23 protein-coding genes are annotated in these 25290 nt (G+C 37.2%); 17 read left to right on the top strand and 6 right to left on the bottom strand.

Annotation, left to right across the window (positions count from 1 at the left end):
• Positions 1-25: 25 nt before the first annotated feature.
• The 6 genes from Q4496_RS07740 to Q4496_RS07715 all read left to right on the top strand — a co-directional run bounded on the left by Q4496_RS07740 (position 26) and on the right by Q4496_RS07715 (position 6995).
• Entirely contained in the window at positions 26-1078 is a 1053-nt protein-coding gene (locus tag Q4496_RS07740; protein WP_303602008.1) for a CNNM domain-containing protein, read from the top strand.
• Between the two features lie 268 nt (positions 1079-1346).
• The gene (gene rho, locus Q4496_RS07735; RefSeq protein WP_159816824.1) at positions 1347-2606 is read left to right on the top strand and encodes a transcription termination factor Rho; all 1260 of its coding nucleotides are present in this window, start codon (positions 1347-1349) and stop codon (positions 2604-2606) included.
• Positions 2607-2692: 86 nt separating this feature from the next.
• Positions 2693-3412 (top strand): ABC transporter substrate-binding protein, encoded by a 720-nt coding sequence (locus Q4496_RS07730; protein ID WP_215973057.1) that lies wholly within the window; start codon positions 2693-2695, stop codon positions 3410-3412.
• A gap of 77 nt (positions 3413-3489) precedes the next feature.
• Complete coding sequence (gene ubiD, locus Q4496_RS07725) at positions 3490-4986, top strand: 4-hydroxy-3-polyprenylbenzoate decarboxylase (protein ID WP_215973056.1); 1497 nt, start codon at positions 3490-3492, stop codon at positions 4984-4986.
• 14 nt (positions 4987-5000) lie between these two features.
• Complete coding sequence (gene fre, locus Q4496_RS07720; protein ID WP_215973055.1) at positions 5001-5714, top strand: NAD(P)H-flavin reductase; 714 nt, start codon at positions 5001-5003, stop codon at positions 5712-5714.
• Positions 5715-6092: 378 nt separating this feature from the next.
• Positions 6093-6995, top strand: coding sequence for a hypothetical protein (locus Q4496_RS07715; RefSeq protein WP_215973054.1), 903 nt, complete (start codon positions 6093-6095; stop codon positions 6993-6995).
• Positions 6996-7176: 181 nt separating this feature from the next.
• Here the strand turns inward: Q4496_RS07715 and Q4496_RS07710 are convergent, their stop codons facing one another.
• Positions 7177-8721 carry a TonB-dependent siderophore receptor gene (locus tag Q4496_RS07710; RefSeq protein WP_215973053.1) on the bottom strand — a complete coding sequence of 515 codons (1545 nt, stop codon included), beginning with the start codon at positions 8719-8721 and terminating at the stop codon, positions 7177-7179.
• 25 nt (positions 8722-8746) lie between these two features.
• On the opposite strand from Q4496_RS07710, the gene Q4496_RS07705 reads away from it, so the two are divergent.
• The 6 genes from Q4496_RS07705 to Q4496_RS07680 all read left to right on the top strand — a co-directional run bounded on the left by Q4496_RS07705 (position 8747) and on the right by Q4496_RS07680 (position 15511).
• A complete protein-coding gene (locus tag Q4496_RS07705) occupies positions 8747-8968 on the top strand; it encodes a hypothetical protein (RefSeq protein ID WP_215973052.1) in 222 nt (73 codons plus the stop codon).
• A 453-nt stretch (positions 8969-9421) separates the two neighbouring features.
• A complete protein-coding gene (locus tag Q4496_RS07700; protein ID WP_303610191.1) occupies positions 9422-11800 on the top strand; it encodes a TonB-dependent receptor in 2379 nt (792 codons plus the stop codon).
• A gap of 64 nt (positions 11801-11864) precedes the next feature.
• Positions 11865-12464 (top strand): PepSY-associated TM helix domain-containing protein, encoded by a 600-nt coding sequence (locus tag Q4496_RS07695; protein ID WP_159816834.1) that lies wholly within the window; start codon positions 11865-11867, stop codon positions 12462-12464.
• A gap of 24 nt (positions 12465-12488) precedes the next feature.
• A complete protein-coding gene (locus tag Q4496_RS07690; protein ID WP_159816836.1) occupies positions 12489-13028 on the top strand; it encodes a DUF2271 domain-containing protein in 540 nt (179 codons plus the stop codon).
• A 54-nt stretch (positions 13029-13082) separates the two neighbouring features.
• The gene (locus Q4496_RS07685) at positions 13083-13916 is read left to right on the top strand and encodes a DUF4198 domain-containing protein (protein WP_215973049.1); all 834 of its coding nucleotides are present in this window, start codon (positions 13083-13085) and stop codon (positions 13914-13916) included.
• A 62-nt stretch (positions 13917-13978) separates the two neighbouring features.
• Positions 13979-15511: a flavodoxin domain-containing protein gene (locus tag Q4496_RS07680; protein ID WP_303610190.1), complete on the top strand. Its 1533-nt coding sequence runs from the start codon at positions 13979-13981 to the stop codon at positions 15509-15511.
• On the opposite strand, the gene Q4496_RS07675 is transcribed toward Q4496_RS07680, so the two are convergent.
• From Q4496_RS07675 to cyaY, 5 genes are all read right to left on the bottom strand, one after another.
• The gene (locus tag Q4496_RS07675; protein ID WP_215973047.1) at positions 15508-16734 is read right to left on the bottom strand and encodes a heme biosynthesis HemY N-terminal domain-containing protein; all 1227 of its coding nucleotides are present in this window, start codon (positions 16732-16734) and stop codon (positions 15508-15510) included. The two genes, Q4496_RS07680 and Q4496_RS07675, sit on opposite strands and share 4 nt — an antisense overlap.
• On the bottom strand, positions 16731-18008 hold the full coding sequence (locus Q4496_RS07670; protein WP_303602000.1) for a uroporphyrinogen-III C-methyltransferase: 1278 nt from the start codon (positions 18006-18008) through the stop codon (positions 16731-16733). Before Q4496_RS07670 ends, Q4496_RS07675 begins: the two co-directional genes overlap by 4 nt.
• A gap of 69 nt (positions 18009-18077) precedes the next feature.
• Positions 18078-18875 carry a uroporphyrinogen-III synthase gene (locus Q4496_RS07665; RefSeq protein WP_215973045.1) on the bottom strand — a complete coding sequence of 266 codons (798 nt, stop codon included), beginning with the start codon at positions 18873-18875 and terminating at the stop codon, positions 18078-18080.
• Positions 18876-18921: 46 nt separating this feature from the next.
• Positions 18922-19863, bottom strand: coding sequence for a hydroxymethylbilane synthase (hemC, locus tag Q4496_RS07660; RefSeq protein ID WP_303610189.1), 942 nt, complete (start codon positions 19861-19863; stop codon positions 18922-18924).
• A gap of 24 nt (positions 19864-19887) precedes the next feature.
• Positions 19888-20214 carry an iron donor protein CyaY gene (gene cyaY / locus Q4496_RS07655; RefSeq protein ID WP_215973043.1) on the bottom strand — a complete coding sequence of 109 codons (327 nt, stop codon included), beginning with the start codon at positions 20212-20214 and terminating at the stop codon, positions 19888-19890.
• Between the two features lie 124 nt (positions 20215-20338).
• Here cyaY and Q4496_RS07650 point away from each other — a divergent pair, with 124 nt between their 5' ends.
• The 5 genes from Q4496_RS07650 (at position 20339) to uvrD (ending at position 25269) form a co-directional block, all read left to right on the top strand.
• The gene (locus Q4496_RS07650) at positions 20339-20515 is read left to right on the top strand and encodes a lipoprotein (protein ID WP_215973042.1); all 177 of its coding nucleotides are present in this window, start codon (positions 20339-20341) and stop codon (positions 20513-20515) included.
• Positions 20515-21345: a diaminopimelate epimerase gene (gene dapF / locus Q4496_RS07645; protein WP_215973041.1), complete on the top strand. Its 831-nt coding sequence runs from the start codon at positions 20515-20517 to the stop codon at positions 21343-21345. The genes Q4496_RS07650 and dapF overlap by 1 nt, the downstream gene beginning before the upstream one ends.
• Before the next feature lie 176 nt (positions 21346-21521).
• A complete protein-coding gene (locus Q4496_RS07640; protein WP_215973040.1) occupies positions 21522-22208 on the top strand; it encodes a DUF484 family protein in 687 nt (228 codons plus the stop codon).
• Positions 22209-22256: 48 nt separating this feature from the next.
• Complete coding sequence (locus Q4496_RS07635) at positions 22257-22994, top strand: HAD-IA family hydrolase (protein ID WP_303601998.1); 738 nt, start codon at positions 22257-22259, stop codon at positions 22992-22994.
• Between the two features lie 100 nt (positions 22995-23094).
• Positions 23095-25269, top strand: coding sequence for a DNA helicase II (gene uvrD / locus Q4496_RS07630; protein ID WP_215973038.1), 2175 nt, complete (start codon positions 23095-23097; stop codon positions 25267-25269).
• Positions 25270-25290 lie beyond the last annotated feature (21 nt).

Here is a 25290-nt window from a genome sequence, read left to right as displayed (position 1 = left end):
TGGAATCATTAGGAATAAATAACATTTGACCCTGCTTTTCATCTATCTCGCCATTGCTATTGGTGTGTCATTTTTCTGTTCTGTACTCGAGGCAGTTTTACTGTCTGTGACTCCTAGTTTTGTGGAGCAAACCCAAACTGAAAAGCCAGAGGCCGGTGCAGTATTAGCGCGTGCTAAAAGTAATTTAGATGAGTCACTTTCTAGTATATTAATTTTAAATACTTTCGCCCATACCATGGGAGCTGCAGGTGTTGGAGCCCAAGCTATTAGTATTTTTGGTGAGCGCTGGGAAACCTTAATTGCGCTATTACTGACATTGGCCATTTTATATTTGTCAGAAATTATACCAAAAACCTTAGGGGCTACCTTTTGGCGTAGCTTATCAATTCCTTCGGCATATATGATTGTTTGGTTAGTTAGAATTGTTTATCCATTGGTGTGGATTGCAACGCGTTTAACGCGCTTATTCAAACAAAATAAAGAAAATGAAATTACCCGCGAAGAAATTATTGCGCTTGCCTCGTTAGGCCATAAAGATGGTAGTTTGTTTGCCCAGGAAAATGAATATTTATCTAATATTTTATCATTACGTGAATTACGTACCGGGCAGATATCAACGCCGCGTACAGTAGTACATATGTTACATCAAGATGTGACGGTAACTGAGGCGCTAAATCATGAATTAACCCCTCAATTTACCCGTATTCCTATTTACGGAACAACAATTGATGATATAAAAGGCAAAGTGATGAAAGGGGATTTATATCAAGCAGAGCGCAATGGCTATGGTGACAGGCCGCTTATTGATTTTGTGCTGCCATTAAGTTCGGTGTCTGAGAAGTTACCTGTTCAGCAGTTATTGGATATGTTTATTAAAAATCATATACATTTATACTTGGTTGAAGATATATATGGACAAACTTCTGGGGTGGTAACTTTGGAGGATGCAATTGAGACCTTGCTTGGACGAGAAATTATTGATGAAAGTGATACGGTAACTGATATGCAAGAATTTGCTAGAAATAAATACCGTGAGCGTTTAAGAGAAATGAAGCAGCAAAAGAATGATAATGAGTAATGTTAAATTGTCTTTTTATGCAGAAAAATATAGTTATGTCGTTATATTTTGCTTACATTTTAACTAGTGCCTTTACCTAGATGGTTTTTAATGCTAAATTTAGATTCTGAGTAAAGATTAACGCCCCACTATCCCAATTCTATTATCTAAATTTGCTACATTATAAGTGCTATTATTAGATAAGAAGATTATAAAAATACATTGAACATATACTGTTGTCGGCAATCGCCCCAGACATAAACACTTAAAATAATTTAAGAAACCCCCTATGAACCTTACCGAATTAAAAGAAAAATCCATTAATGACTTGGTTGAACTAGCTGAAACGATGAAGCTGGAAAACCTGGCTAGAACACGCAAGCAAGATATAATTTTTGCTATATTAAAAAAACATGCTGAAAACGACAACGATATTTTCGGTGGTGGTGTTTTAGAGATCCTACAAGATGGCTTTGGTTTTTTACGCTCCGCAGACTCTTCTTATTTAGCTGGACCAGATGATATTTATGTATCACCTAGTCAAATCCGTCGATTTAGTATGCGTACGGGTGATACTATTCAAGGAAAGATTCGCTCACCTAAAAAAGGCGAACGTTATTTTGCCTTATTAAAGGTTACTGAAGTAAACTTTGACCGCCCAGAAAACTCTCGTAATAAAATTTTATTTGAAAATTTAACTCCTATTCATCCAAATGAACGATTTACCATGGAACGTGGTAATGGTTCAACGGAAGATATAACGGCTCGTATATTAGATTTAGCCTCGCCAATTGGTAAAGGTCAACGTGGCTTAATTGTTGCGCCACCAAAGGCCGGTAAAACATTACTATTACAGAATATTGCCCAAAGTATTGCGCATAATCATCCTGATGCTGAGTTAATGGTTCTATTAATTGATGAACGTCCAGAAGAAGTAACTGAGATGCAACGTCTAGTAAAAGGCGAAGTTATTGCTTCAACGTTTGATGAGCCAGCAAGTCGCCATGTACAAGTAGCCGAAATGGTTATTGAAAAAGCAAAGCGCTTGGTTGAGCATAAAAAAGACGTTGTTATTTTACTTGATTCAATTACCCGTTTAGCACGTGCTTATAACACGGTAATCCCATCGTCAGGTAAAATACTAACCGGTGGTGTTGATGCTAACGCATTACATCGTCCAAAACGCTTCTTTGGTGCAGCACGTAATATTGAAGAAGGTGGTAGTTTGACTATTATCGCTACAGCGCTTGTTGATACGGGTTCTAAAATGGATGAAGTTATCTATGAAGAATTCAAAGGCACGGGTAATATGGAATTACATTTATCGCGTAAAGTGTCAGAGAAACGTGTTTTCCCTGCTATTCATATTAATCGTAGTGGTACACGTCGTGAAGAGTTAATAACTAAACCTGACGAGCTACAAAAAATGTGGATTTTACGTAAAATAGTGCATGAAATGGATGAAGTTGGCGCTATTGAATTCCTCATCGATAAGTTGGCGATGAGTAAAACCAATAACGAATTCTTTGATTCTATGAAACGTAAATAAACACGGTACAAGCCATATTATAAAACCAGTCATCATGACTGGTTTTTTATTATGTTTAGCATTATTAATGCTTTGGGATAGATACTATGAAGTTGTATTTTTCATTAGTTTTATATTTTTGTATTTTTTCGTTATCGGCACAAGAAGCCATTCTTGAAGTATATACGGAAGATGCTTATCCCTTACAATATGAAGAAGATGGTAAAATTGTTGGGCCTGCTACTGCGTTAATTGAAAAAGTATTAAAAGAAGCAAATATTAATTATGAAATAATAATACAGCCATGGGCAAGAGTTTATAATACAGCTCTTTTACAGCCCAATGTACTTATTTATTCATTAGCAAGAACGAAAGAGCGTGAAGATTTATTTTCATGGTTAGGTCCAATACAAAAAGTGAATTATGCTTTGTATGGGTTTGAGGGCATAAAATTAACAGCAACGGACTCCTTTGAAACCATTAATAATTTTAGTTTGGCGGTAGGGCGAAATTCAGCATTTCACCATTATTTAGCTAATAAAAATCTAACCAATATTCATCTTATCAATAACAGTGAACAATCTGTAAGAATGTTATTGGCCAATCGCGTTGATTTAGTAACAGGTAGCGATTTATATTTCTATGAAGCTTGCCAAAAACAAAATTTAGATTGCAGTCAAATTAAGCCCATCTTCCCATTAAAAGATCTTGAAGTAACATTATATTTAGCAGCAAGTAAAAAAACGGATATTGAAATAATAAAGCGTATTCAAGTTGCATTTGACAAAATTAAAAGTCAAGCTATGAGTGATCCGTTACTTCGATAAATTATGCCTTACCTTTGTAGCAAGGTATAATTAATTCAATTCTATTAATACCATTGAAAATTTCCGATTATATAATTATGAAATATAGTGACTTACGAGATTTTATTGCTCAATTAGAAAAAATTGGTCAACTTAAACGTATTACTCAGCCTGTTTCTACTCATTTAACAATGACTGAAATTAGCGACCGTACTTTACGTGCTAAAGGGCCCGCACTATTATTTGAAAACGCCATTGATGAGCATGGCCAGTCTTTCAATGTACCAGTATTAACTAATTTATTTGGCACCCCAGAGCGTGTAGCATTAGCTATGGGGCAAACCGATGTAAACGCCTTGCGTGATGTTGGTAAACTGCTAGCCATGCTTAAAGAGCCTGAGCCGCCAACTGGTTTTCGTGATGCTTTAGGAAAAATACCTGTATATAAACAGGTGCTTAATATGCCAACCAAGCTCATAAAAAAAGCACTATGCCAGCAAGTGGTTTTAACCGGTGATGAGGTTGATTTATCCAAATTACCTATTCAAAGCTGTTGGCCAGGTGATGTTGCACCATTAATAACATGGGGATTAACCGTCACTAAAGGGCCGCATAAAGAACGACAAAATTTAGGTATTTACCGGCAACAAGTTTTATCTAAAAACAAAGTGATTATGCGCTGGTTATCTCATCGTGGTGGTGCGTTAGATTTTCAAGAGTTTAAAAAAACTAATCCTGGCGAGAAATATCCTGTTTCTGTTGCTTTAGGTGCTGATCCTGCCACTATTTTAGGCGCAGTTACACCAGTACCAGATACGCTATCTGAATATGCTTTTGCAGGTTTGTTGCGTGGCGCTAAAACTGAAGTAACTAAGTCGATTAGTAATGACTTAGAGGTACCAGCAACAGCAGAAATTATTTTAGAGGGGTACTTAGATCCTGATGAAACGGCACCTGAAGGGCCTTATGGCGATCACACCGGTTACTATAATGAAGTAGATGATTTCCCTGTTTTTACCGTCACACACATCACTATGCGTAAAGATCCTATTTATCATAGTACCTACACAGGTAGACCGCCTGACGAACCAGCCATTTTAGGTGTGGCGTTAAATGAAGTATTCGTGCCTATTTTACAAAAACAGTTCCCCGAGATTCAAGACTTCTATTTACCGCCTGAAGGTTGTTCATACCGTTTAGCCGTTGTAACAATCAAAAAGCAATATGCAGGACATGCAAAGCGTGTAATGATGGGTGTTTGGTCGTTTTTACGCCAGTTTATGTACACAAAATTTGTTATTGTATGTGATGATGATGTGGATGCTAGAAATTGGGAAGATGTGATTTGGGCGATGACTACACGCATGGATCCAAGTCGAGACACTGTCTTAATTGAAAATACCCCTATTGATTATTTAGATTTTGCTTCGCCAGTATCGGGCTTAGGCTCAAAAATGGGCTTAGATGCTACCAATAAGTGGCCAGGCGAAACTAATAGAGAATGGGGTGAACCCATAGTTATGGATGAAAATATTAAACAGCAAGTTGATGAAATCTGGGAAGAACTCAATATTTTATCAGAAGATATTAATTAGGAAGAAGGTTTAAAATGAAGACTGTTGATTGTCAAATCGTATCGTTAACATCGTTAACGCCACATGTATTTAAAGTGTTATTAAAACCGAACGAAAAAGTGAATTTTATTGCGGGCCAGTATTTAAATTTTGTTATGAGTCATGAGGATAAACGTCCTTTTTCTATTGCGAGCTCACCTAACAATGAATTGATAGAATTACAAATAGGGGCATTTATTGCCGATAGCTACCCAATGCAAGTGATCGAACGCCTTCAAGCTGCGCAAGCTGCTAATGAGCCAGTAAGTATCGAAATTCCACTAGGTAATGCTGAATTACGTCTTGATAGTGAGCGACCTTTATTATTGTTAGCAGGTGGTACGGGCTTTTCTTATATTAAATCAATGTTTGAATATTTAGCGGAAGAAAAATCACAACGCCCGGTTATTGTTTACTGGGGATTGCGTGAACTAGCAGCGGCATACGAATTAGATGAAACAGCGGCAATAATTGCTAAATTACCACAAGCGCAGTTTATTCCTGTTATTGAAAATGTTGGTGAAAGTGAAATCTGGCAAGGTAAAACGGGGTTAGTGCATAATGCAGCGATGGACGATATTGCTAACTTAGAAGATTATGATATTTACCTGGCAGGGCGCTTTGAAATGGTTGGTATTATTCGTGATGATTTTGTTAAACGTGGTGCTTTATTAGCGCATATGCATGCTGATGCATTTGCTTTTATTTAAATAACGCAACTACCTGTTAGCTGTAAGCGCAGTACTAAGATGTACTGCGTATCAACAATTTGATTCAATTTATTCCTTCCTAAAACTACCCAAAATACTTCATCATATGTTCTAAATTTTCAATTTTACACAATCATTCAATAGCTATGTTACTTTAACCTTTGCTTTATGTTGTTTTATTAATAAAGCGTTCTGAAGACTAATAATCGCCCTAGTCAACCAGATGTAATGGTCTACTATTGATTTACATTGAATTTCACTTTTTTTGTTGGATTGTCTTTGTGTCGCCTTTGTAGTAAGGTTCTTTGATGCTCTATTTAAAATGGGGTATCTAAATTCAAAGTTAAACTAAAAATAGCGACATTTTAAGGAATGAATATGTTGAAAAAACTACTTTTTATTATCAGTATCTCTTTTTTATTTACACCTCATTTTGCACAAGCCAATAATTGTTTAGATAGCTTGCAAAGTAATAATCGAATTTGTCAGCAAAGTTACGCTTATGATGTTTTGGCTATGTATTTTAAGGATGCTAGTAACAAAGAGCATAAGGTTCATGTAAAACGAGTGCGTGAAAAATTAACAGGGACTTTAGTGCATGCAGATTATGATTTTGTGTCAAACTGCACAAATAATTGTCTTTCATTAGATGAACAAGCCAATGATATTCTCTGGGCATTCCGTAATGCTTACATTGAAAACAAATTTTATGAAAAAATTATTTATCAATGTGATCCTACAGAAGAACGTTGTTGTGATAATACCGGATGTAATCAAATATTGGCTGTGGAGCCATTAAACGATAACGTTTTAATTGAAGATGTTAATACCGGCACTGACAATCAGTTCATTCTAAATAAAGGCGGTAAGCATAAAGATGGAGACATTATTGATAAAGGGATCAATCGAATTGAGGGTATTACAAACATAATAGCCAATATATTGGGTTATAGCGATAATGGCCAGCAAGTTAAGCAAGATATGGAAACCGCCACGGCTCAGCCATTACAATTTCAGATTATCAATACCGTTAGTGGAACCACTCTGGTTTGCGCAGTCTCGGGAACAACTTGCAACCAAATAGCCGGTTCAGCAACAACAAGCAATAGCATGGCAAATTTTGATTTACATCATAATAACGGTGCTGCATTTAATAAGAATTTACGAAATTTTTTAGAAACTGTCTATGAAAGAGATAATGGAATGTCTTGCTACCAAGCTACATCGTGTAATGTAGATAGTACTATGTGTACTGTTACGCTTAGATGTAGTCGTTACTAATTTTTATGGTTTCAATACATCAATGTATTTAATTGGGTTACAGAGCATTATAATAAGATAATTGAATAGTGAAATCTGTAGCGTGCCATCATTTGAATGGTAACCTGAAAGCTAGAAAATAAGTGTTATTGTGTTACTTATAGATCAAGCTTTCAGGTTATTTAAACAAAGTTAAAAAGGTTTAAAAAGAGGCTTTAACTTCAAAGCGTGCGGTTCTGCCATCGCCCACGGTAACAGAGCTTACGCCACCACCAGCAAGGTAGTCAGTATCCAGTAAGTTTTCAATGTTAAAACGGAAGTCTAAACCAACATCTGATACCTTAGTACTGTAAGTTGCACCTACATCAAGACGCGTATAAGCATCTTTTTCTACTTCATTATCGCTGTCAGCAAAGCGCTTACCTTGGAAGAAAATACCACCATTTAGTGCTAATGACTCAGTCAACTCATAACGAGACCATAAACTTGCAGACCACTTAGGCGCGTCAACAGGAGCTTTACCTTCGTAGTTATCGTCTTTTTCATATTCAGCATCAAGGTACATGGTTGAGGCCATTACGAATAATGTGTCTGTAACCGCACCTTGTGCTGATAACTCAATACCTTTGTGACGTTGTAAGCCAGCTTGAGTGGTTATCGAGTTATAATCAGGGTTACCAGTAATTGTTTCAGTAATTGAAGCTCCACGTTTTTTAATATCAAAGATAGCGCTTTCAACAAGTAGGCGCTCAGATATTTGCCACTTACCTCCTAATTCGATTTGCTCTGATGTCACAGCATCAAGTTTCATGCCGTGGTTTAAATCGTCTTCATTATCAAGAGTCTCACTAGACGCTGGCTCAAAACCTTCAGAATAATTCACATATACAGTTGCATCGGCAATTGGATGATATAAAACACCAAACTTAGGAACAAATGAGTCACTGTCAGCGCCTTCACTTCTCTGTTGATCAAAACGACCACCAAAAGTCACTTGCCAATGTTCATTAAGTGTTACTAAATCTTGGAAGTAAAAACCGTAATAATCATATTCGGTAACAGATAAGGTATCATCTGTCTTATAGCTTACGTCGGGTATCATAGGCTCTGCTTGGCCTATAATATAATCAGCATAACCAACGTAAGGAGAATCTACCGCTACACGAAGTTGATCATAATAATAATCAAGCTTATTCATACCAACTAATATTTGATGATCAGTAGAGCCAATAGAAAACTCACCCGTTAGATCAACAAAAGCGGTTTTAAACTGCCAATCATCAAATCTATCATAAGGTCTTGATTCATAACTATCGCCTACAACATAATCATCCGGTTTTATTGGTGTTGACTCAAAACGTTGACGTTCAAAGGTTTGCTCATTATAGCCAGCTTTTATCGACCATTGAGGAGTGAAGAAGTAAGTAACCTTTCCCCCAATATTGTTTACAGTAATATCCGTAAATGCCCATGAAAAATCATAAATAGTTTTTTCAGCACCAATTAAATCGCCATTACTGTCTAACCAAGCGCCAGTATCTAAACCAGCTTTGTCATCAGTTTGGTCGTAATATACATTTACTGATAAGTTATCAGTGACAGCGTAATCAAGTACTAATGACCCAAGAAAACGGTCACGTTCACGTTCTTCACCATTTTGGTATTCACGTTCAAATTTAACATCTTGCTTTACCAGTACCGCACGATAACCTAATTCTTCAGTAAGTTTGCCACCTGCATCTAACATGAATCGTGTTGAGCCATGTTGATCAGTGTCAGCGCTAATATCGATAGAAAATGTTGGTGAAAATGACAGCTGGGAAGGTAAAAAAGGCCTAGTACATCAAGTAGTTATGGACGATATTATTAATCTAGAGTCTTATGATATTTATCTTGCTGGGCGCTTTGAAATGGTCGGTGTTATTCGTGATGATTTTGTTAAACGCGGTGCATTATTAGCGCATATGCATGCTGATGCATTTGCTTTTATTTAAATAACGCAACTACCTGTTAGCTGTAAGCGCAGTACTAAGATGTACTGCGTATCAACAATTTGATTCAATTTATTCCTTCCTAAAACTACCCAAAATACTTCATCAAATGTTCTAACTCTTTAATTTCATGCGATTATTAAATAACCGTGTCATTTTAGTCTTTGCTTTCTGTAGCTGTGTTATAAATGTTATTCATTCTTTGATAAAACTCACTCAAAATAAGAAAAATAACCTCACAATGATTACAAGTTGATTAAGGTGTTTTTATTACTTTTAAAATCTAATTAGGCATTAACTCCAATTAAAGTTATAGATGTAATATAGGTTATTTAGTGAATGTAAATGGTAATAGTTATCATTGACATTGCTCTTGTTGTTTTGTACAGTGCCCCGCAATAAAAACATATAAAAAAATACCAACATAAAACACAACTTATAAAACAAGGGTCTCAAATGAATAATAAATTCAAGTATCAAACCTTGGCAGCATGTATCGCTATGGTTTGTGGTGCAAATGCTTACGGACAAGAAGATAATACGAAAAATACTAAAGCAGTGGAGCCAGTGGAACGCATGGTTGTTACTGCAACAGGTTTTGAGCAGAAACTTACCGCGGCACCAGCAAGTATTTCAATTATTACTGCAGAAGATATTCAATCTCGTCCATTTACAACATTACTTGATGCAGTTAAGTACCAAGAAGGTGTTGATATTGGTACAAGCCGTGACAAAAGTGGTCAAGGCTCAATTAGTATGCGTGGTTTAACTAGTGAGTACACCTTAATATTGGTTGATGGCAAACGTCAAAATAACCATGGTGATATTTATCCTAATAACTTTGGCGGTAATGCGTTTGGACATATTCCTCCATTAGATTCTATTGAACGTGTTGAAGTGATTCGTGGTCCAGCATCAACCCTTTACGGTGCCGATGCTTTAGGTGGCGCAATTAATATCATTACTAAAAAATCACAAGGAAAATGGTCAGGCTCGCTAAGTTTTGGGCGTAGCATGCAAAGTGACGATCAATTTGGTGATGATATTACAACTGATTTTTCAGTGATGGGTCCATTAATTAAAGACCTATTGGACTTAAGCTTACGCGGTAGTATTTATGAACGTTTAGCTTCTTCACCAGAATTTGAACCGGCAACTGATTCAAATGGTGACGTACATTACCGTTCATTAGGTTTTGGTAGTGGTGGTAAAACCGTTGATAATACGAATCAACAATATGGATTTTCACTCTCGTTGACACCAGGTGAAAATCATCGAGTGCGTTTTGATTATGACAACTCTCACCAAGAATATGACAACACCCCAACTTACGATATTGAGAGTGGCGAAATTAGCTACCCATTAGGTACTAAAGATAATATCGAATCAATTTGGGCAGAGAGAAATGGCCAAGTAAACCCACGTGCGGGCTATGCAGCTGAACAAGAATTTGATCGCCAGTGGTGGTCATTAACATATAATGGTGATTTTGACTTTGGTCGTGCATTTGTTTCTTTAGCGTATGTAGATACTCAGAATAATGGCCGTACTATGCCGTTAAGTGTATCTGAACGTGAATTGTTAGGCGAAATGTTTTATGCCACTGGTGATTACGCTGGTATGGCTGAAGAGGATCGAAAAGCATTAGCCGCAGAAACATTTTTACCAAGAAATCAACGCCCTTTAGAAAGTAGTCAATATACCTTAGATGCACGTTTAGATATTCCTGTAGAAAACCTGGCAGGCTACCACACTTTTGTTATTGGTACTCAAGTTACACAAGGCGAGCTACTTGATGGTGTATTTGGTCTGGAAGATGACCAAGTTAATGGTGTACAAGAACAAGATATGTATGCATTATTTATTGAAGATAACTGGACTATTATTGAGCCGTTAACCATCACAGCAGGTATTCGTTACGATAATCATGATGTATTTGGTAGTAATGTGTCACCACGTTTATATTCTGTTTATACATTATCAGATAATTGGACAATTAAAGGTGGTGTGAGTACTGGTTTTAAAACACCGCAAACAACTGATCTTTATGATGGTATTACTGGTTTTGGCGGTCAAGGAACATCGCCATTTGCCGGAAATCCAGAGTTAACACCTGAAACGAGTGTAAATAGTGAAATAGCGTTATATTGGAGTGATAGCGATAAAGGCCATAATTTCAATATTACTTATTTCAATACTAAATTTGAAGATAAAATTGCTCGAGGTGATACCATTCAAAGTTGTGTAACGACTAATAATGTACGTCCTTGTGTGAATTTAGGTGCCTATGATTCATTAGGTTACACTACTTACAGTCAAAAAATTAATATCGACAAAGTGGATATCCAAGGTGTTGAAGTTGCGGGTCGAGTTTCAATTACTGATGATTGGAATGTTAGTGCCAACTACACATGGACAGATAGTGAACAAAAAAGTGGTTCAAATGCTGGTCAGCCTTTAACGAATACTGCTGAACATATGGCTAATATTAGTACCGACTGGTCAATTACTGAAAAACTGAATACGTACCTTCAAATTGAAATACGTTCAGATCGTTACAGAGATTGGAATAGCATTTTAGATAAACCACTTTATTATAAAAACTATAGCGCAATAAATCTTGGCGCTCGTTATAAAATATCGGATAACTTAACCGTTAATTTACGTGTAAATAATCTACTTGATGAAGATTTTACGTCGTATACGACAAGTTATGTTGATTTAGATAACGACGGCTTATATTCGTATGACGATGATGAAGTTATCTTTACAGATGATTATAACATTAAGGATAAAGCACGTAGTTTTTGGGTTAGTGTTAACGCATCTTTCTAAATACATACGTATAATACCAAGCTAATATGATTTTAAGGTTAGTCAAAATAGTGAAGTACAGCATATGAAAATAGCATTAGGTAGCGCACGTCAGTGGCATTGGATAAGTGCAGCTATTTGTAGTATTGGTATGTTGTTTTTTTCATGGACGGGAATCACATTGAATCACGCAGGAGATATTCCTGCGAATTCAGATATCACGACTATTGAGACTGAGCTACCAGAGTCTATATTACAAGCTTGGCGCTCTCTTGAAAAACACCAAAATGTGTTACCAGATGATGTTCGTGAATATTTAGCTGGTGAGCATAATTTAACGATTAAAGGCGGCTTACAAGGTGAGCTTAGTGATGGAGAGTTCTATTTAGCTATGCCAAATCCTGGTGTAGATGCGTGGCTTTCAGTTGATATTGAAAGTGGTGAATTAATTTATGAACGTACTGATCGAGGCTGGATTTCTTTCTTTAATGATTTACATAAAGGACGTTATACCAATGAAGCTTGGCGTTGGTTTATCGATATATTCGCTGTTATTTCTATTGTTTTTTGTTTAAGTGGCTTGTGGTTGCTTTATAAACAATCAGGATTTCGTTTGTCTACTTGGCCCATGGTGTCGTTAGGCGTACTTTTACCACTCATTATTATTTTAATGAGTTTACACTAATCATCGTATTTAAAAGGAAAATCAATGAATCGTAATATTTTATTTAGCATAGCGCTTTTGTTAACGCTTGCTTTAAGTACTGTTTTTAGTGGTGTTTCAAATGCAGCAAGTAATCAATTGCTAATAGAAGTTGAAATACCACGTATGAATGTTGCTGAATACCACAGACCTTATGTTGCTATATGGTTAGAAGATAGCAACCGTAAAGCGACTCAGATCGCCTTATGGTATGACCTAGACATGAAAGATAATGAAGGCGCAAAGTGGTTAAAAGATATTCGTCAGTGGTGGAGACGTATTGGCAGAAAAGCAGAACAACCATTTGATGGTTTAACCTCTGCAACTAAAGGTGCGGGTAAACACACTATTTCGGTTGATTTGAATGCGAAAGAGCTAAAAGCGTTAGCGGCTGGTGATTATCAATTACGTATTGAAGCCTCTAGGGAAGTTGGCGGTAAAGAAGTGGTAAATATTCCACTAACTTGGCCAATAAAGGCCAGTGATTATCCATTGAAAGCCTCTGGTAATTCAGAGTTAGGCGATGTTCTTATTCAAGTAAATTAACGTCAGTTTATATAATCCACAGTAATACACCGTAATTATTAAAGGAAGAAAACAATGAAAATATATACACCATTAAAAGCGCTATTGTCGATTGGTATGATAGTAGGGTTAAGTTTTAGCGCCAATGCTCACCGAGCGTGGATCGTACCAAGCACAACTAATTTATCAGGTGACGCACCTTGGGTAACATTTGACGCGGCAGTTTCAAATTCTTTATTTGTACCTGAGCATGTACCGCTACGTATGAAAGGGTTAATGGTTCAAGATCCTACAGGTAAATTAATTGAGGCTGTTAATGCACATACAGGAAAATACCGCTCAACGTTTGATTTGAACTTAGTAACCGAAGGTACTTATAAAATTGGTTATGCTTCGGGCGGATTACGTGCTTCATGGAAAGATAAAGAAGGTAAACGTAAAAGATGGCCAGCTCGTGGTAAAGAGGCTAATGCAGCTGATTTTGCCACGGAAGTACCTAAAAGTGCTGATTCATTAAAAGTATCTGATAGCTACCGTCGTTTGGAAACATTTGTTACTTCAGGTGAGCCAACGGATAAAGTATTCGAACCGACTAATTCAGGCCTAGAGCTAATACCTGTTACTCACCCAAATGACTTATTTGTGGGCGAAGCGGCTAAGTTTAAGTTCTTATTTCATGGTGAACCAGCAGCTGGCGTTAAACTCGCTATTGTTAAGGGTGATACCCGTTACCGTAATGACCAGAATCAAATAGATGTTGTTACTGATGCTAAAGGTTATGTCAGCATTACATGGCCAGAAGCAGGAATGTATTTAATTGAAGCTGAATATGAAGACGATAAAGCAAAAGCTCCTGCGACTATGCGTACGGGTAGCTACGGTGCAACATTTGCTGTGTTACCTTTGTAATTAAGTATTTGTTGATTTAACGTTTTTTTAAATTATAACCAAAGCGCGATCGAAGTTTATCTATGCAGAGTTTGTATTTAATTGTTGTTTTAAGTGTTACATGGCTAGCATTGTGTTTTGCCATGTGGCGTTTACATCGTGCACGGCTTTATCGCAAGCTAGAGCCCGACGCATCAATATTAATTACTTATGCAAGTCAAACAGGTAATGCGCAAGCAATTGCAAAGCGATGTGCAACGGCGTTAAATTTATCTGAAAATTCAAGTGTTATTGCCCTAAATGCATTAACACTTGAACATTTATGTAATATTGAAAAAATACTGTTTGTGGTCAGTACTTATGGAAATGGTGAAGCACCTGATAACGGCAGTTTATTTACTAAACTAGCCAAGGCTTTAGCAAATAATCCATTAAACCATTTAGAGTATTCTGTTATCGCTTTAGGTGATAGGGCATACCCTGAATTCTGTGCTTTTGGTTATCAAATAAATCAAACCATGTTAAGTGCAGGCGCCCAATCATTGGGTGATGTTATCACGGTTGATAATTATAACGAACAAACCACAAAACTTGCTGATATCACACCTAGCTGGATAAAAATAGATCATGAGTTAACCTTAAATCCAGCAATAAAGTCACTGCAATATTGGCAATTAACCCAACGTATATTACTTAACCCAGATTGTAATGATGAAAAGTTATTTCAATTAAGCTTTAAAAGTATTGGCCCGTTTCCTACGTGGCAAGCAGGTGATCTGATTGATATACAACCACATCAATCAGCAGATATTGTAGAGCGTTGGCTACTTAAAAATAAGTTTAATGGTAATACCTGGTTAACACATCAAGGGCATCAGCAACCTCTGAGATCTTGGCTGCTTACCAGGGAATTACCAAAAAATTGTTCATATACACTTGATCAATTACTTATTAAATTACCTTATTTACACAAGCGGAGTTATTCCATAGCTTCTGTCTCACAAGAAGGTGAATTGCAGCTTATTGTGCGTCTTGTAGAAAAAGATGAGCCAGCAAATACATTTGGCTTAGCCTCTGGATTTTTAAGTCATGATTGTGAGATTGGTCATATTATTGAAGGCCAAATTAGAGATGTTAGTTCACATCATAATATTGACCAAAGCCAGCCAATTATACTAATTGGTGCTGGTAGTGGTTTAGCTGGATTAAAAGCACAATTAGCAGCGCGTACTTTTTCTAAACATAAGAAAACAGGTGACAGTTGGTTGATTTTTGGGGAGCGAAACAGTAATCCTGTATTACCGATTAATCAGCAATTATTCACCTTACAAGAATCACAATTAACTAAACTTGATTGTGCTTACTCTCAGGTGAGCTCAGAGGATGCTCATCAGAGGGGGTTAACCCATAGAAAATACCCTAAGTATGTACAAGATATATTATTACATGAGCAGCATACTTTAAAAGAATGGGTTGAAGAGGGTGCTGTGATTTATGTTTGCGGATGTTTATCAGGAATGGGAGAAGGGGTTCACCAAGCATTGATTGAAATTCTCGGTCAATCAATGCTTGAAACACTGCAATTGCAACAGCGCTATATCAGAGACGTTTATTAATTATTATCATTCTGCCAATCGTTAACCTTAACCCACACTTCATTTGCTGCTTTATGTTGTCCTTCTTCCATCAATGCTTTAGCAAATGCTTGCAAGTCTTGTTTGTCGTATTGTTTTACTTGATGATTAGCTTCAAGTTTTAGTAAGCTCCTAAATGCTTTTTCTGCCATTGACCATTGTTCACACATTACTGCGAGATGGCCTAAACAACTTAACCACTGTGCATTATGCTTATCACTATGTAGATGCTTCTGCGCGATAGCAAGAAGTGATTCGCTTTGCTTTATAGGTAGAGTACGTAAATATTTTAAAAAGCGGATACTGGGCTTTTTATTGAGTATTGGTGTTACTATATTAATTAACGGGTCAGTAATGTTTTGCTCAGCTAAAACCTGACAATAGGAAAATAACACCGCTTCACGTTGTTTGGTTTTCCGATCAAGCGCTTGCCAATATGTTTGTAAACTTGTCTGGTTTTGCTTGGTAATAATATCGTTAAAGGCACCGTAATATGCTTGTTCTTCCCAAGCTTGAAGTACATCATTGGCGATACTTTTCTGCTTACGGGCTGATGTTAACCAATTTACGGCGGCTTCAAAACGTTTCTCAATTAAGCATAAATCAATTTCTAAGGCGAGTAGTCGTACATCGTGGCCAATTTGTTTATGGTTTTCATCAATTAAAGCGCGTGCTTTCGCATAAGCTTCGCTACGATCTTGGTTCATGAGTAGTTTGATTTTTACAATAACACTGGCAAGATCTGAATCACTATTTTTAGCCGATACCGTTTCGAGCAGAGCTAAATAATGATTAGTATTAGCATCTAATTGTTGTTTTGCCGAGGCGGCCGCGGCAAGTAAATAAGCACTTTGTTGGCGTTTGGCAGGCTCTGCACTTTTGGCAAACAGCTGTTCCGCATTTTGATAATCTTCCAGCATGTAGGCGGTTAAACCTTTATTGAAGTTAGCAATACCACGTTTACGGCCAGCGAAAGCAACGGTACGCCATGCTTTAAAACTGATGTTAAATCCACCGCGTAGCATTTTGAAAATAACAAAAGCGCTAATAGCGAACAGCATAAACAAGATAGAAGCTGAAAGTACGGTTAACTCAATGATGGTTTCACCCATAGCAATTAGAATGTAACCTTTTTCATCAATTAAAAGAGGGCTTAAGGCCAACATTGCAAAGAAAAGTACAATGATGATGATAAAACGGATCATATGCTGCCCTCGCTTTGTGGTTCTTGCTGTTGCTTAGCAGGTGTTGGTGCTTTTGCCGGCGCGGTTTCTATTTCTGCTTGAGGCTCAGTTTCCGTATCGTCTTGTTGTGCTTTTGCAGGCATTGATGGTTTATTTTGCTGACTTCTTAGTGTGGCTCTAATCGCTGTTAATGAGCCTAATTCACTTGGATAATCATAAGACACTTGTTTGTTTTTTAAATTTTTCAACGAAGCTAAAAAATGTTGGTTAATAGTATTTTCCATATCGAAAAACTCATTAAGCCATTGTTGAATATCAACTAATGCTTGTTGATAAACATCACCTTTACGTTCACTGGCTGCCCATAATGCGAATTGAATTTTTAAACTTAAATTTTGCTGTAGGTTTTCTTGTTGGTTAGGTGATATTAATGCTTCTACAGTGCCTGTTCTTTGACGAACTCTGATAAAGTCATTTAAAAATTTTTGCCACGTTTTGGCTAAATTAGTTTGCCAGTCATTGATATTATCCGACAGGTCAATATCTGTTGCTTTTTCTTCTTTACCTAAATCTACGATAGCTAATGGCAGCTGAGATACTTCTTTGTTCATTGCCATTAAGGTTAATATTACTTCATCGGTGTCTAGAGTCGGCATTAACTCTAAAGCATTAATATCTTGACGAATTACTTCACGTACAGGTAAAAAAGCCGGATCATTTAACTCGGTTAAACGAGCGTCAGCATCTTTTAATAAACCAATAGCGGCTCGAGTATCATGTTCTAACCATAAGGTACGTGAAGAAATACGAATTAAATACTCGGCTTCATGTAATAACCAATCACTAGGTTGACGTTCTTTAATGCCTGCTTCAAGTTGTTGTATTTTTGTACTGAGCTCTGCGATTGTGGCTTGATTGGCGCTATTAATGTTTGCCGCAACCTGCTGTAATTGCTTGGTGAAGCTTCGCTCTTGACTGGTTAATGCTTGCTGCGTTTTATTCTGATAACGTGTTAACGCGGCACTATTTTCTTGAACGACTTTATTGGTAAGTGTTTGAGTTAATTCTTCTGTTTGTAATTGTTGCCAATAATAATGCGCTGCTGGCGCTGTAATGGCGATAAGCAGAGCAAATATTGCTAATTTAGATACTTTAGATGCATTGTTATTTGGTGGTGATTTCTTTGTATCACTTTTGTTTACTTTGTTTTGCTTCGTAGTATCTTTGTCTAAACTGACTTTAGTGGTGGTTTCGTTTACTTTATCTGAAGTTAACGGCGTTTTTGATTCAGTCATTATTTATCCCACTTGCTAAAATAAGCCTAATATAGGCCTAATCTAATCCATTACTTAATAATTACAGCGTTATTTAGCATTTTCGACTTGCTTTAACGTGTTGATGATTGCGTCTTTATTCGCACCATTGCTTATTATAACGTGAGTTAAACCAAATTGCCTTGCTGTGTTAGCAATACGTTGGCTAGCGACAACCCACACACATTGACTACGCCAATATGCTGCTAACTGTTGTGCTTCAAGATGCTCTTGTTGAACAATAGTTAACTGAATAAGTTTTTCTAATATAGCGTTACTGGTAACGACAATACAATTTATTTGCTGTTTAAACCACTGTTTACTTATGTCTTCGGTAAATGTTCGCCATACACATTGATAGCTTTCTAAATAGGTGACTATTGCACCTTGTTTAGTTAATTGCTCTGCCAAATGCTCTCTACCGCTGGCGCCTCGTACTATGGTTATAGGTTCGTGATGAAATTTCTTACTTAACACTGGCAGCGTCAATAAACCTTCGCTGTTTTCTTGTTCTGGGCACAGAATATTGTTGATGCCAAGCTGCTGTAAAGCTTCTTTTGTTGCTCGACCAACCGCGATAATTTTTTTATATTTCCATTGATTTACTGAAATCATTTTTGTCGCAAATTCAACAGCAGAAACACTAACAAAAATAATAATATTATTATTTGTTAATAAGCGTTTACTTGTTTGATGATCAGCTAAGGGCTGATAATCAAACAAGGGTTGGTTTACGCAGGCAATATTAATATTAGCAAGCGACTTAGCAAGTGCTTGCGCTTTCTGTGTTGGCCGCGTTATTAAAACGTTCAGCGTATTATTTTTATTGGGTATAGCGTTATTAAACATGGCTTTTATTGAGCAGTGTTTTATGAGTTACAGGTTTAAGTACAGGTTAGTTATTGCTATTTGTTGCATAAACTTCTTTTAGGATTCTATCTGCACCACGGCTTAATAACTCTTGCGCTAAGGTATTTCCTAGTGTTTCGCCTTGCGCTACAGGCCCTGTAATCTCACTTTCAATTATTTCACTGCCATCTATAGCGCCAACTAAACCACGTAAGTAGACTTCTTTACCGTCTTCAGAAATTACGCTGTAACTAGCAATGGGTACCTGACAACCACCCTCTAATGCTTTATTCATTGCACGTTCGGTTAATACTCGTGTACGAGTAGTAGAACATTCAAGCGGTGCTAATAACGTTTTAATGGTGTCGTCATTAATGCGACATTCAATACCTACAGCACCTTGACCATTGGCGGGTAACATTTCTTCAGGTTCTATATATTGAGCAATGCGGTCACTCATTTTTAAACGAATTAATCCAGCAGCCGCTAAAATAATTGCGTCGTACTGTCCTTCATCAAGTTTTTTAAGGCGTGTATTAACATTACCGCGTAAATCGTGAATTTCTAAATCAGGACGTTTGGCTTTTAGTTGACATTGACGGCGTAAACTTGATGTGCCAACAACTGAACCTTGTGGTAATTCACTTAGCGTAGAAAAGGTATTAGAAACAAAAGCATCTCGTGGATCTTCTCGTGGGCAAATTACTTCTAACCCTAAGCCTTCTGGGAAGTCGACTGGAACGTCTTTCATTGAATGTACAGCAATGTCTGCTCTGTTTTCTAGTATAGCAACTTCTAATTCTTTAACGAAAAGCCCTTTGCCGCCAACTTTTGCCAATGGAGTATCTAGCAGAATATCGCCCTTAGTTGTCATAGGGACAAGTTCAACATTAATGTCTTGATGAAAATGTTCTAATTGTGCTTTTACATATTCGGCTTGCCATAAAGCTAGGGCGCTATTTCGTGTTGCTATTCTTACTGTTGTCATTTTTTCTTGTTCCCAAGGGCTAAATTATTCTGAGGAAAGGGTTACTTCAGTTTCGGCTTGTATACTGACCGCGTTTGACAAAAATTGCCAAAACTCATCACCACCACGTTTATCTACCCATATTTCTTCGCTGTCAGAATAGGTGAAATGATGGCCATTAAATTTTGTGGCGATCCAGATCTCATGCAAAGGAGCCTGTTTATTAATAATGATTTTGGTACTATTTTTAAAGGTCAGTGTTAACAAACCACCAACACCTTCATAGTCTATATCAACGCCACTTTCTTCAATGGCTTCTTCAACAGCAAGTAACAAATCTTCTGCGATTAAATTATATTGGCTATCGTTCATTAGCTTTCTTTTGTTGTTTGGTGAATCAGCATATGAGTATAATAGCAATACGATAAAATAAATACCCATTAAGTTAAGTCGAAAAGCTTGATTTAAACGACTTTCATGGCAAATACTGGTACTCATGCATCTAATTAAACATTTTTCTTTTTTCTTTCTCGGTTTTTTACTAAGCATAACCCTTGCTGCGTGTGGTTCAAAAGGTGCTTTATATCAAGTTGAAGCAGCCGATGTAGAAGTAAAATCAGTTGTAGAAGAATCATCTACGCCGGTAACTGAAAAACTTGAGAAACAGCCATAATGTTAGTGAATTTTTCTAAAATGCATGGTTTAGGCAACGACTTTTTGGTGTTAGACAATGTTACGCAAAATGCTTATTTGTCTAATGAGCAAATAGCAAAATTAGCGGACAGAAATTTTGGTGTAGGTTTTGACCAATTATTGATAGTTGAACCACCTTATGATCCCGATTTAGACTTTCATTATCGAATTTTTAATGCGGATGGTAGTGAGGTGAACCAATGTGGAAATGGCGCCCGTTGTTTTGCGCGATTTGTCCGTATGAAAGGCTTATGTAATAAAAATAAAATTCGAGTTTCAACGGCGTCGGGTAAACTCACATTGTTTGTAGAGCGTGATGGCAATATCTCTGTGACTATGCCAGTACCACAATTTGAACCTGCCAAAATTCCATTTACGGCACAAAAAGCTGAGGGCACCTACATTCTACGTAGTGCATCTGAAACAGTACTTTGCGGGGCGGTTTCGTTAGGCAATCCTCATTGTGTTGTTACGGTAGATGATGTGCTTTCAGCTCCGGTGGAGCGTTTAGGTAAAGAGTTGTCATTACATGAACGTTTTCCTGAGCAAGCTAATGTTGGCTTTATGGAAGTAGTTGCGGCTAATCAAATCAAATTGCGTGTCTATGAGCGAGGCGCAGCAGAAACACTGGCTTGTGGTAGCGGCGCTTGTGCAGCTGTTGTGATCGGGCAAATGCAAAATAAATTAAGTAAACAAGTGACTGTTGAATTACCGGGTGGCAAATTAAGAATTTACTGGAAGGGGCCAGGACATCCCGTAAAAATGTCTGGACCAGCAGTACACGTGTTTGACGGGCAACTGTCGATATAATCATCTATCTTTTACGTTTTTTCACTTTCGTTATTGAAGGATCGCAGGTTCATTTATACGCTGTGTACTTTCAATGAAGAGAATAAAACGTGAGTAAGCTGAATAATGAATAATATGAATAATATGAATAATATGAATAATATGAATAATATGAATAATATGAATAAGATATTAATATGAAAAATGAACCAACAATGACCAATGTCGATGACCTGCCGCTTACTGATGAGTTAGTTAGTGCTTACCTGCAAGATAATCCTGATTTTTTCAATCGTAATAATGATTTGATGACCGGGTTAAGACTAAATGATTCACATCGAGGTACTGTTTCACTAGTGGAAAGGCAACAGCAGCAGTTAAGACAGAAAGTACATAATTTAGAAGACGAAATTACTCAGTTACTATCAGTAGCAAATCATAATGAAGGTTTATTTATGCTTTATAGTGACTTGTATCTGCGCTTGATTGACTGCCAATCTGCGAGTGAATTGCTAGACTGTTTAGCACAAACAACAACGGAATTGTTATCTTTATCAGCCTTTAAATTATATTTACTTGATGCGACAACAATTAAACATGAAACCTTGTCTAAAAATGATTGTACAGGTGTAATGCAAAATCGTTTAAGTAATAGCGATTATTATTTTGGTCGTTTACAGCAAAGTGAGCAAGCGTTAATTTTCTCGCAAAACTGTGCGGGTTCAGTTGTGTTAGTCAAGCTGGCTTATGAAGAAAAAGAGTTAGGATTCTTAGCTATTAGTAGTAATGATGCCCATCATTTTGATCCACGAATGGATACTTTATTATTAAGTCAATTCAAGCGATTAGTCGCTAAGTTATTAACACAGCATTTAGCAATTTAAGAGACTTACGCGCAGATCTTATATTAGATTTACTGCCTATGGAAAAGCATGAAGTTTTATCGACGTTTAACTAACATAAAAGCGATCAGTTTTGATTTAGACGATACTCTCTACAGTAATAAGCCAGTGATGGTGGCGATTGAAAAGAAAATGATTGCCTATTTTGCTAATTTAGCTGTCCTTAGTAAAGCAGTAGTAAGTCAGCATCTAGTGTTAGATCACCGGTTTTGGAACACATTTCGTCAGCAAGCGGTGTTAGCGCAGCCTAATTTAGTCCATGACGTAGTTCGAATTAGGTTGGTGACTTATCGCCTTGGTTTTATGGCACTTGGTTTAACTGAAAACGCTGCTGAGCAAGAGGCACAAACGGCGTTAGATTACTTTGTGGCGTTGCGTAGCGATTTTATTGTACCGGAAGCAAGTAAGGCACTCTTGGCGAGTTTAAGTGAACAATATCCTCTTGTTGCTATTAGTAATGGTAATGTCGATACCAAGGCATTAGGTATAGCTGACTATTTTCAACATATTTATCATGCGGGCTGGCAAGCTGACGGCACTTTATTAAGACAAAAACCGATGAGTGATATGTTTGAGCTAGCTTGTCATAAACTCGCTATTAAATCATCTCAGTTGCTGCATGTAGGTGATTGTGGTCGTGCTGATATTCAAGGAGCACTTCAGGCCGGTTGTCAAGCAGCTTGGTTATCTTGTTATGATGTTGGTAAGCCTATTACCGTATTACCCCATATTGAATTGAGTAAAATTACTCAACTTAATCAAATATAGACGTTGCTAGTCACGTAAATATTTAACTGACTGTATATAAGTCCAGTGCTATACTGTTGTTATTTTTATTATTACTCTTCAAAAGTGAAAGGTTTCCTCGATGGATGTTTCAGAATTACTCGACTCTTTAAACGATAAACAGCGTGAAGTAGTTGCAGCGCCAAAACAAAATATGTTGGTGTTAGCGGGAGCTGGTTCGGGTAAAACACGGGTATTAGTACAGCGTATAGCTTGGTTGATGCAAGTTGAGCAAGCAGCCCCACATTCTATTTTAGCAGTAACTTTCACCAATAAAGCTGCAGCAGAAATGCGTGCTAGGGTAGAAGAGGTCACTGGTGGTAATACCCACGGTATGTGGATAGGCACTTTTCATGGTTTAGCCCATCGATTATTGCGTATGCATTTTCAAGAAGCAAAGTTACCACAAAGCTTTCAAGTATTAGATAGTGACGACCAACTGCGATTGATTAAACGTATTATTCGCTCTTTAGAATTGGATGAAAAAAAATGGCCAGCTAAACAATTTGTTTGGTATATCAATGGAAAAAAAGACGAAGGGTTAAGACCACAACATATTGATGCACAATTTGACCCTAGTGAAGAGCTTTTTGTTAAAGTATATAAAGCTTATCAAGAGACTTGTGATCGTGCGGGCCTTGTTGATTTTGCTGAATTATTACTACGCGCCCATGAACTTTGGCTTAATAATCCAGAACTATTATCTCACTATCAACAACGTTTTAGCCATGTATTAGTTGATGAATTTCAAGATACCAATGCTATTCAATATGCATGGTTAACTATGTTAGGTCGTGCGACATCTAAAGTAATGATTGTTGGTGATGATGATCAATCTATCTATGGCTGGCGCGGTGCACGTATTGAAAATATTGAGCGCTTTACGAATGAGTTTGATGATGTTCAAACCATTCGTTTGGAGCAAAACTATCGTTCTACGGCGAATATTCTTAATGCGGCGAATCAGTTAATTAGTAACAATAATAATCGCCTAGGCAAAGAGTTATGGACTGATGATAAAGCTGGAGAAAAGATCTCTGTTTATACCGCTTTTAATGAAATAGATGAAGCACGCTTTATTGTTGGCTGTATCAAAAAATGGCGTGATGATGGCGGTAAGCTTGACGAGGTTGCCATTTTATACCGTTCTAATGCGCAATCACGTTTGATGGAAGAAGCGTTATTACAAAGACAGTTGCCGTATCGTATTTATGGCGGACAACGCTTTTTCGAACGTCAAGAAATCAAAGATGCTTTAGCTTATCTGCGATTAATTAATAATAGAGATGATGATGCGGCCTTTGAACGTATTATTAACACCCCTACTCGAGGGATTGGTAATCAAACAGTGGCGTTAATTCGTGATGCGGCAAGAAGCCAAGCAGTGACCTTGTGGCAAGCGTGTCAACAAATGCTGCAAGCTGAGCAGCTGAAAGGTCGTAGTGCTAAAACTATCACTCATTTTATTCAGTTAATCAATCAACTTGAAGATGATTCGACCGATTTAGACTTAGATCAGCAGGCTAATTTTGTTGTTCAGCATTCAGGGTTGAAAGCAATGTACCAAGCTGAAAAAGGCGAACGTGCAGAACAACGTATTGAAAACTTAAATGAATTAGTTACGGCTTGCCAAACATTTAATAGTGATCCAGAATTAACTGAAGAGCTAACGCCATTAACCGCATTCTTAACGCATGCAGCGTTAGAGTCTGGCGAATCTCAGGCTGATGAATTTGAAGCCGCTGTACAATTAATGACAATGCATTCTGCGAAAGGATTAGAATTTCCGTTGGTATTTATCGCCGGTCTTGAAGAAGGCATGTTTCCATCACAGCAATCAGTGGAAGAAATTGGGCGCTTAGAAGAAGAGCGACGTTTATGCTATGTTGGCATGACAAGGGCCATGAGTAAGCTATACTTATGTCATGCAGAAAGTCGTCGGATTTACGGACAAGAAAAATTTCATAAAGCCAGTCGTTTTTTACGTGAACTACCTGAAGATTGTATTGACGAAATTCGTTTACAAAACCAAGTGGTTAAACCCAAAGCCGTTGGTAAATTTTCTAATACTTTTACCTTAGAAACATTTGCGAATACTGGGTTTAAATTAGGGCAACAAGTTAAACATGCGAAGTTTGGTGAAGGTGTTGTGCTAAATTATGAAGGAAGTGGAGCGCAATCTCGAATTCAGGTTAACTTTACTGATGTTGGGAGTAAGTGGCTAGTCGTTGAGTATGCTAATTTACAAGCAGTTTAGTAGGGTGTATCAAGAGCTAAA

Source organism: Colwellia sp. 5_MG-2023 (assembly GCF_030547795.1).
In the GTDB taxonomy this organism is placed as follows: domain Bacteria; phylum Pseudomonadota; class Gammaproteobacteria; order Enterobacterales; family Alteromonadaceae; genus Colwellia.
The sequence above is the reverse complement of the archived record's forward strand: the minus strand, read 5'-3'. Positions and strand labels throughout refer to the sequence as shown.

What these genes read in the sequence shown, in the direction of transcription:
- Q4496_RS07685 (WP_215973049.1), top strand. Translation starts at nt 13,083, where the DNA reads ATGAAAATATATACACCATTAAAAGCGCTATTGTCGATTGGTATGATA.
- Q4496_RS07640 (WP_215973040.1), top strand. Translation starts at nt 21,522, where the DNA reads ATGAAAAATGAACCAACAATGACCAATGTCGATGACCTGCCGCTTACT.
- cyaY (WP_215973043.1), bottom strand. Translation starts at nt 20,214, where the DNA reads ATGAACGATAGCCAATATAATTTAATCGCAGAAGATTTGTTACTTGCT.
- Q4496_RS07730 (WP_215973057.1), top strand. Translation starts at nt 2,693, where the DNA reads ATGAAGTTGTATTTTTCATTAGTTTTATATTTTTGTATTTTTTCGTTA.
- Q4496_RS07690 (WP_159816836.1), top strand. Translation starts at nt 12,489, where the DNA reads ATGAATCGTAATATTTTATTTAGCATAGCGCTTTTGTTAACGCTTGCT.
- Q4496_RS07670 (WP_303602000.1), bottom strand. Translation starts at nt 18,008, where the DNA reads ATGACTGAATCAAAAACGCCGTTAACTTCAGATAAAGTAAACGAAACC.
- Q4496_RS07710 (WP_215973053.1), bottom strand. Translation starts at nt 8,721, where the DNA reads ATGTTAGATGCAGGTGGCAAACTTACTGAAGAATTAGGTTATCGTGCG.
- rho (WP_159816824.1), top strand. Translation starts at nt 1,347, where the DNA reads ATGAACCTTACCGAATTAAAAGAAAAATCCATTAATGACTTGGTTGAA.
- Q4496_RS07680 (WP_303610190.1), top strand. Translation starts at nt 13,979, where the DNA reads ATGCAGAGTTTGTATTTAATTGTTGTTTTAAGTGTTACATGGCTAGCA.
- Q4496_RS07635 (WP_303601998.1), top strand. Translation starts at nt 22,257, where the DNA reads ATGAAGTTTTATCGACGTTTAACTAACATAAAAGCGATCAGTTTTGAT.
- dapF (WP_215973041.1), top strand. Translation starts at nt 20,515, where the DNA reads ATGTTAGTGAATTTTTCTAAAATGCATGGTTTAGGCAACGACTTTTTG.
- Q4496_RS07695 (WP_159816834.1), top strand. Translation starts at nt 11,865, where the DNA reads ATGAAAATAGCATTAGGTAGCGCACGTCAGTGGCATTGGATAAGTGCA.
- hemC (WP_303610189.1), bottom strand. Translation starts at nt 19,863, where the DNA reads ATGACAACAGTAAGAATAGCAACACGAAATAGCGCCCTAGCTTTATGG.
- Q4496_RS07675 (WP_215973047.1), bottom strand. Translation starts at nt 16,734, where the DNA reads ATGATCCGTTTTATCATCATCATTGTACTTTTCTTTGCAATGTTGGCC.
- uvrD (WP_215973038.1), top strand. Translation starts at nt 23,095, where the DNA reads ATGGATGTTTCAGAATTACTCGACTCTTTAAACGATAAACAGCGTGAA.
- Q4496_RS07700 (WP_303610191.1), top strand. Translation starts at nt 9,422, where the DNA reads ATGAATAATAAATTCAAGTATCAAACCTTGGCAGCATGTATCGCTATG.
- ubiD (WP_215973056.1), top strand. Translation starts at nt 3,490, where the DNA reads ATGAAATATAGTGACTTACGAGATTTTATTGCTCAATTAGAAAAAATT.
- Q4496_RS07650 (WP_215973042.1), top strand. Translation starts at nt 20,339, where the DNA reads ATGCATCTAATTAAACATTTTTCTTTTTTCTTTCTCGGTTTTTTACTA.
- Q4496_RS07715 (WP_215973054.1), top strand. Translation starts at nt 6,093, where the DNA reads ATGTTGAAAAAACTACTTTTTATTATCAGTATCTCTTTTTTATTTACA.
- fre (WP_215973055.1), top strand. Translation starts at nt 5,001, where the DNA reads ATGAAGACTGTTGATTGTCAAATCGTATCGTTAACATCGTTAACGCCA.
- Q4496_RS07665 (WP_215973045.1), bottom strand. Translation starts at nt 18,875, where the DNA reads ATGTTTAATAACGCTATACCCAATAAAAATAATACGCTGAACGTTTTA.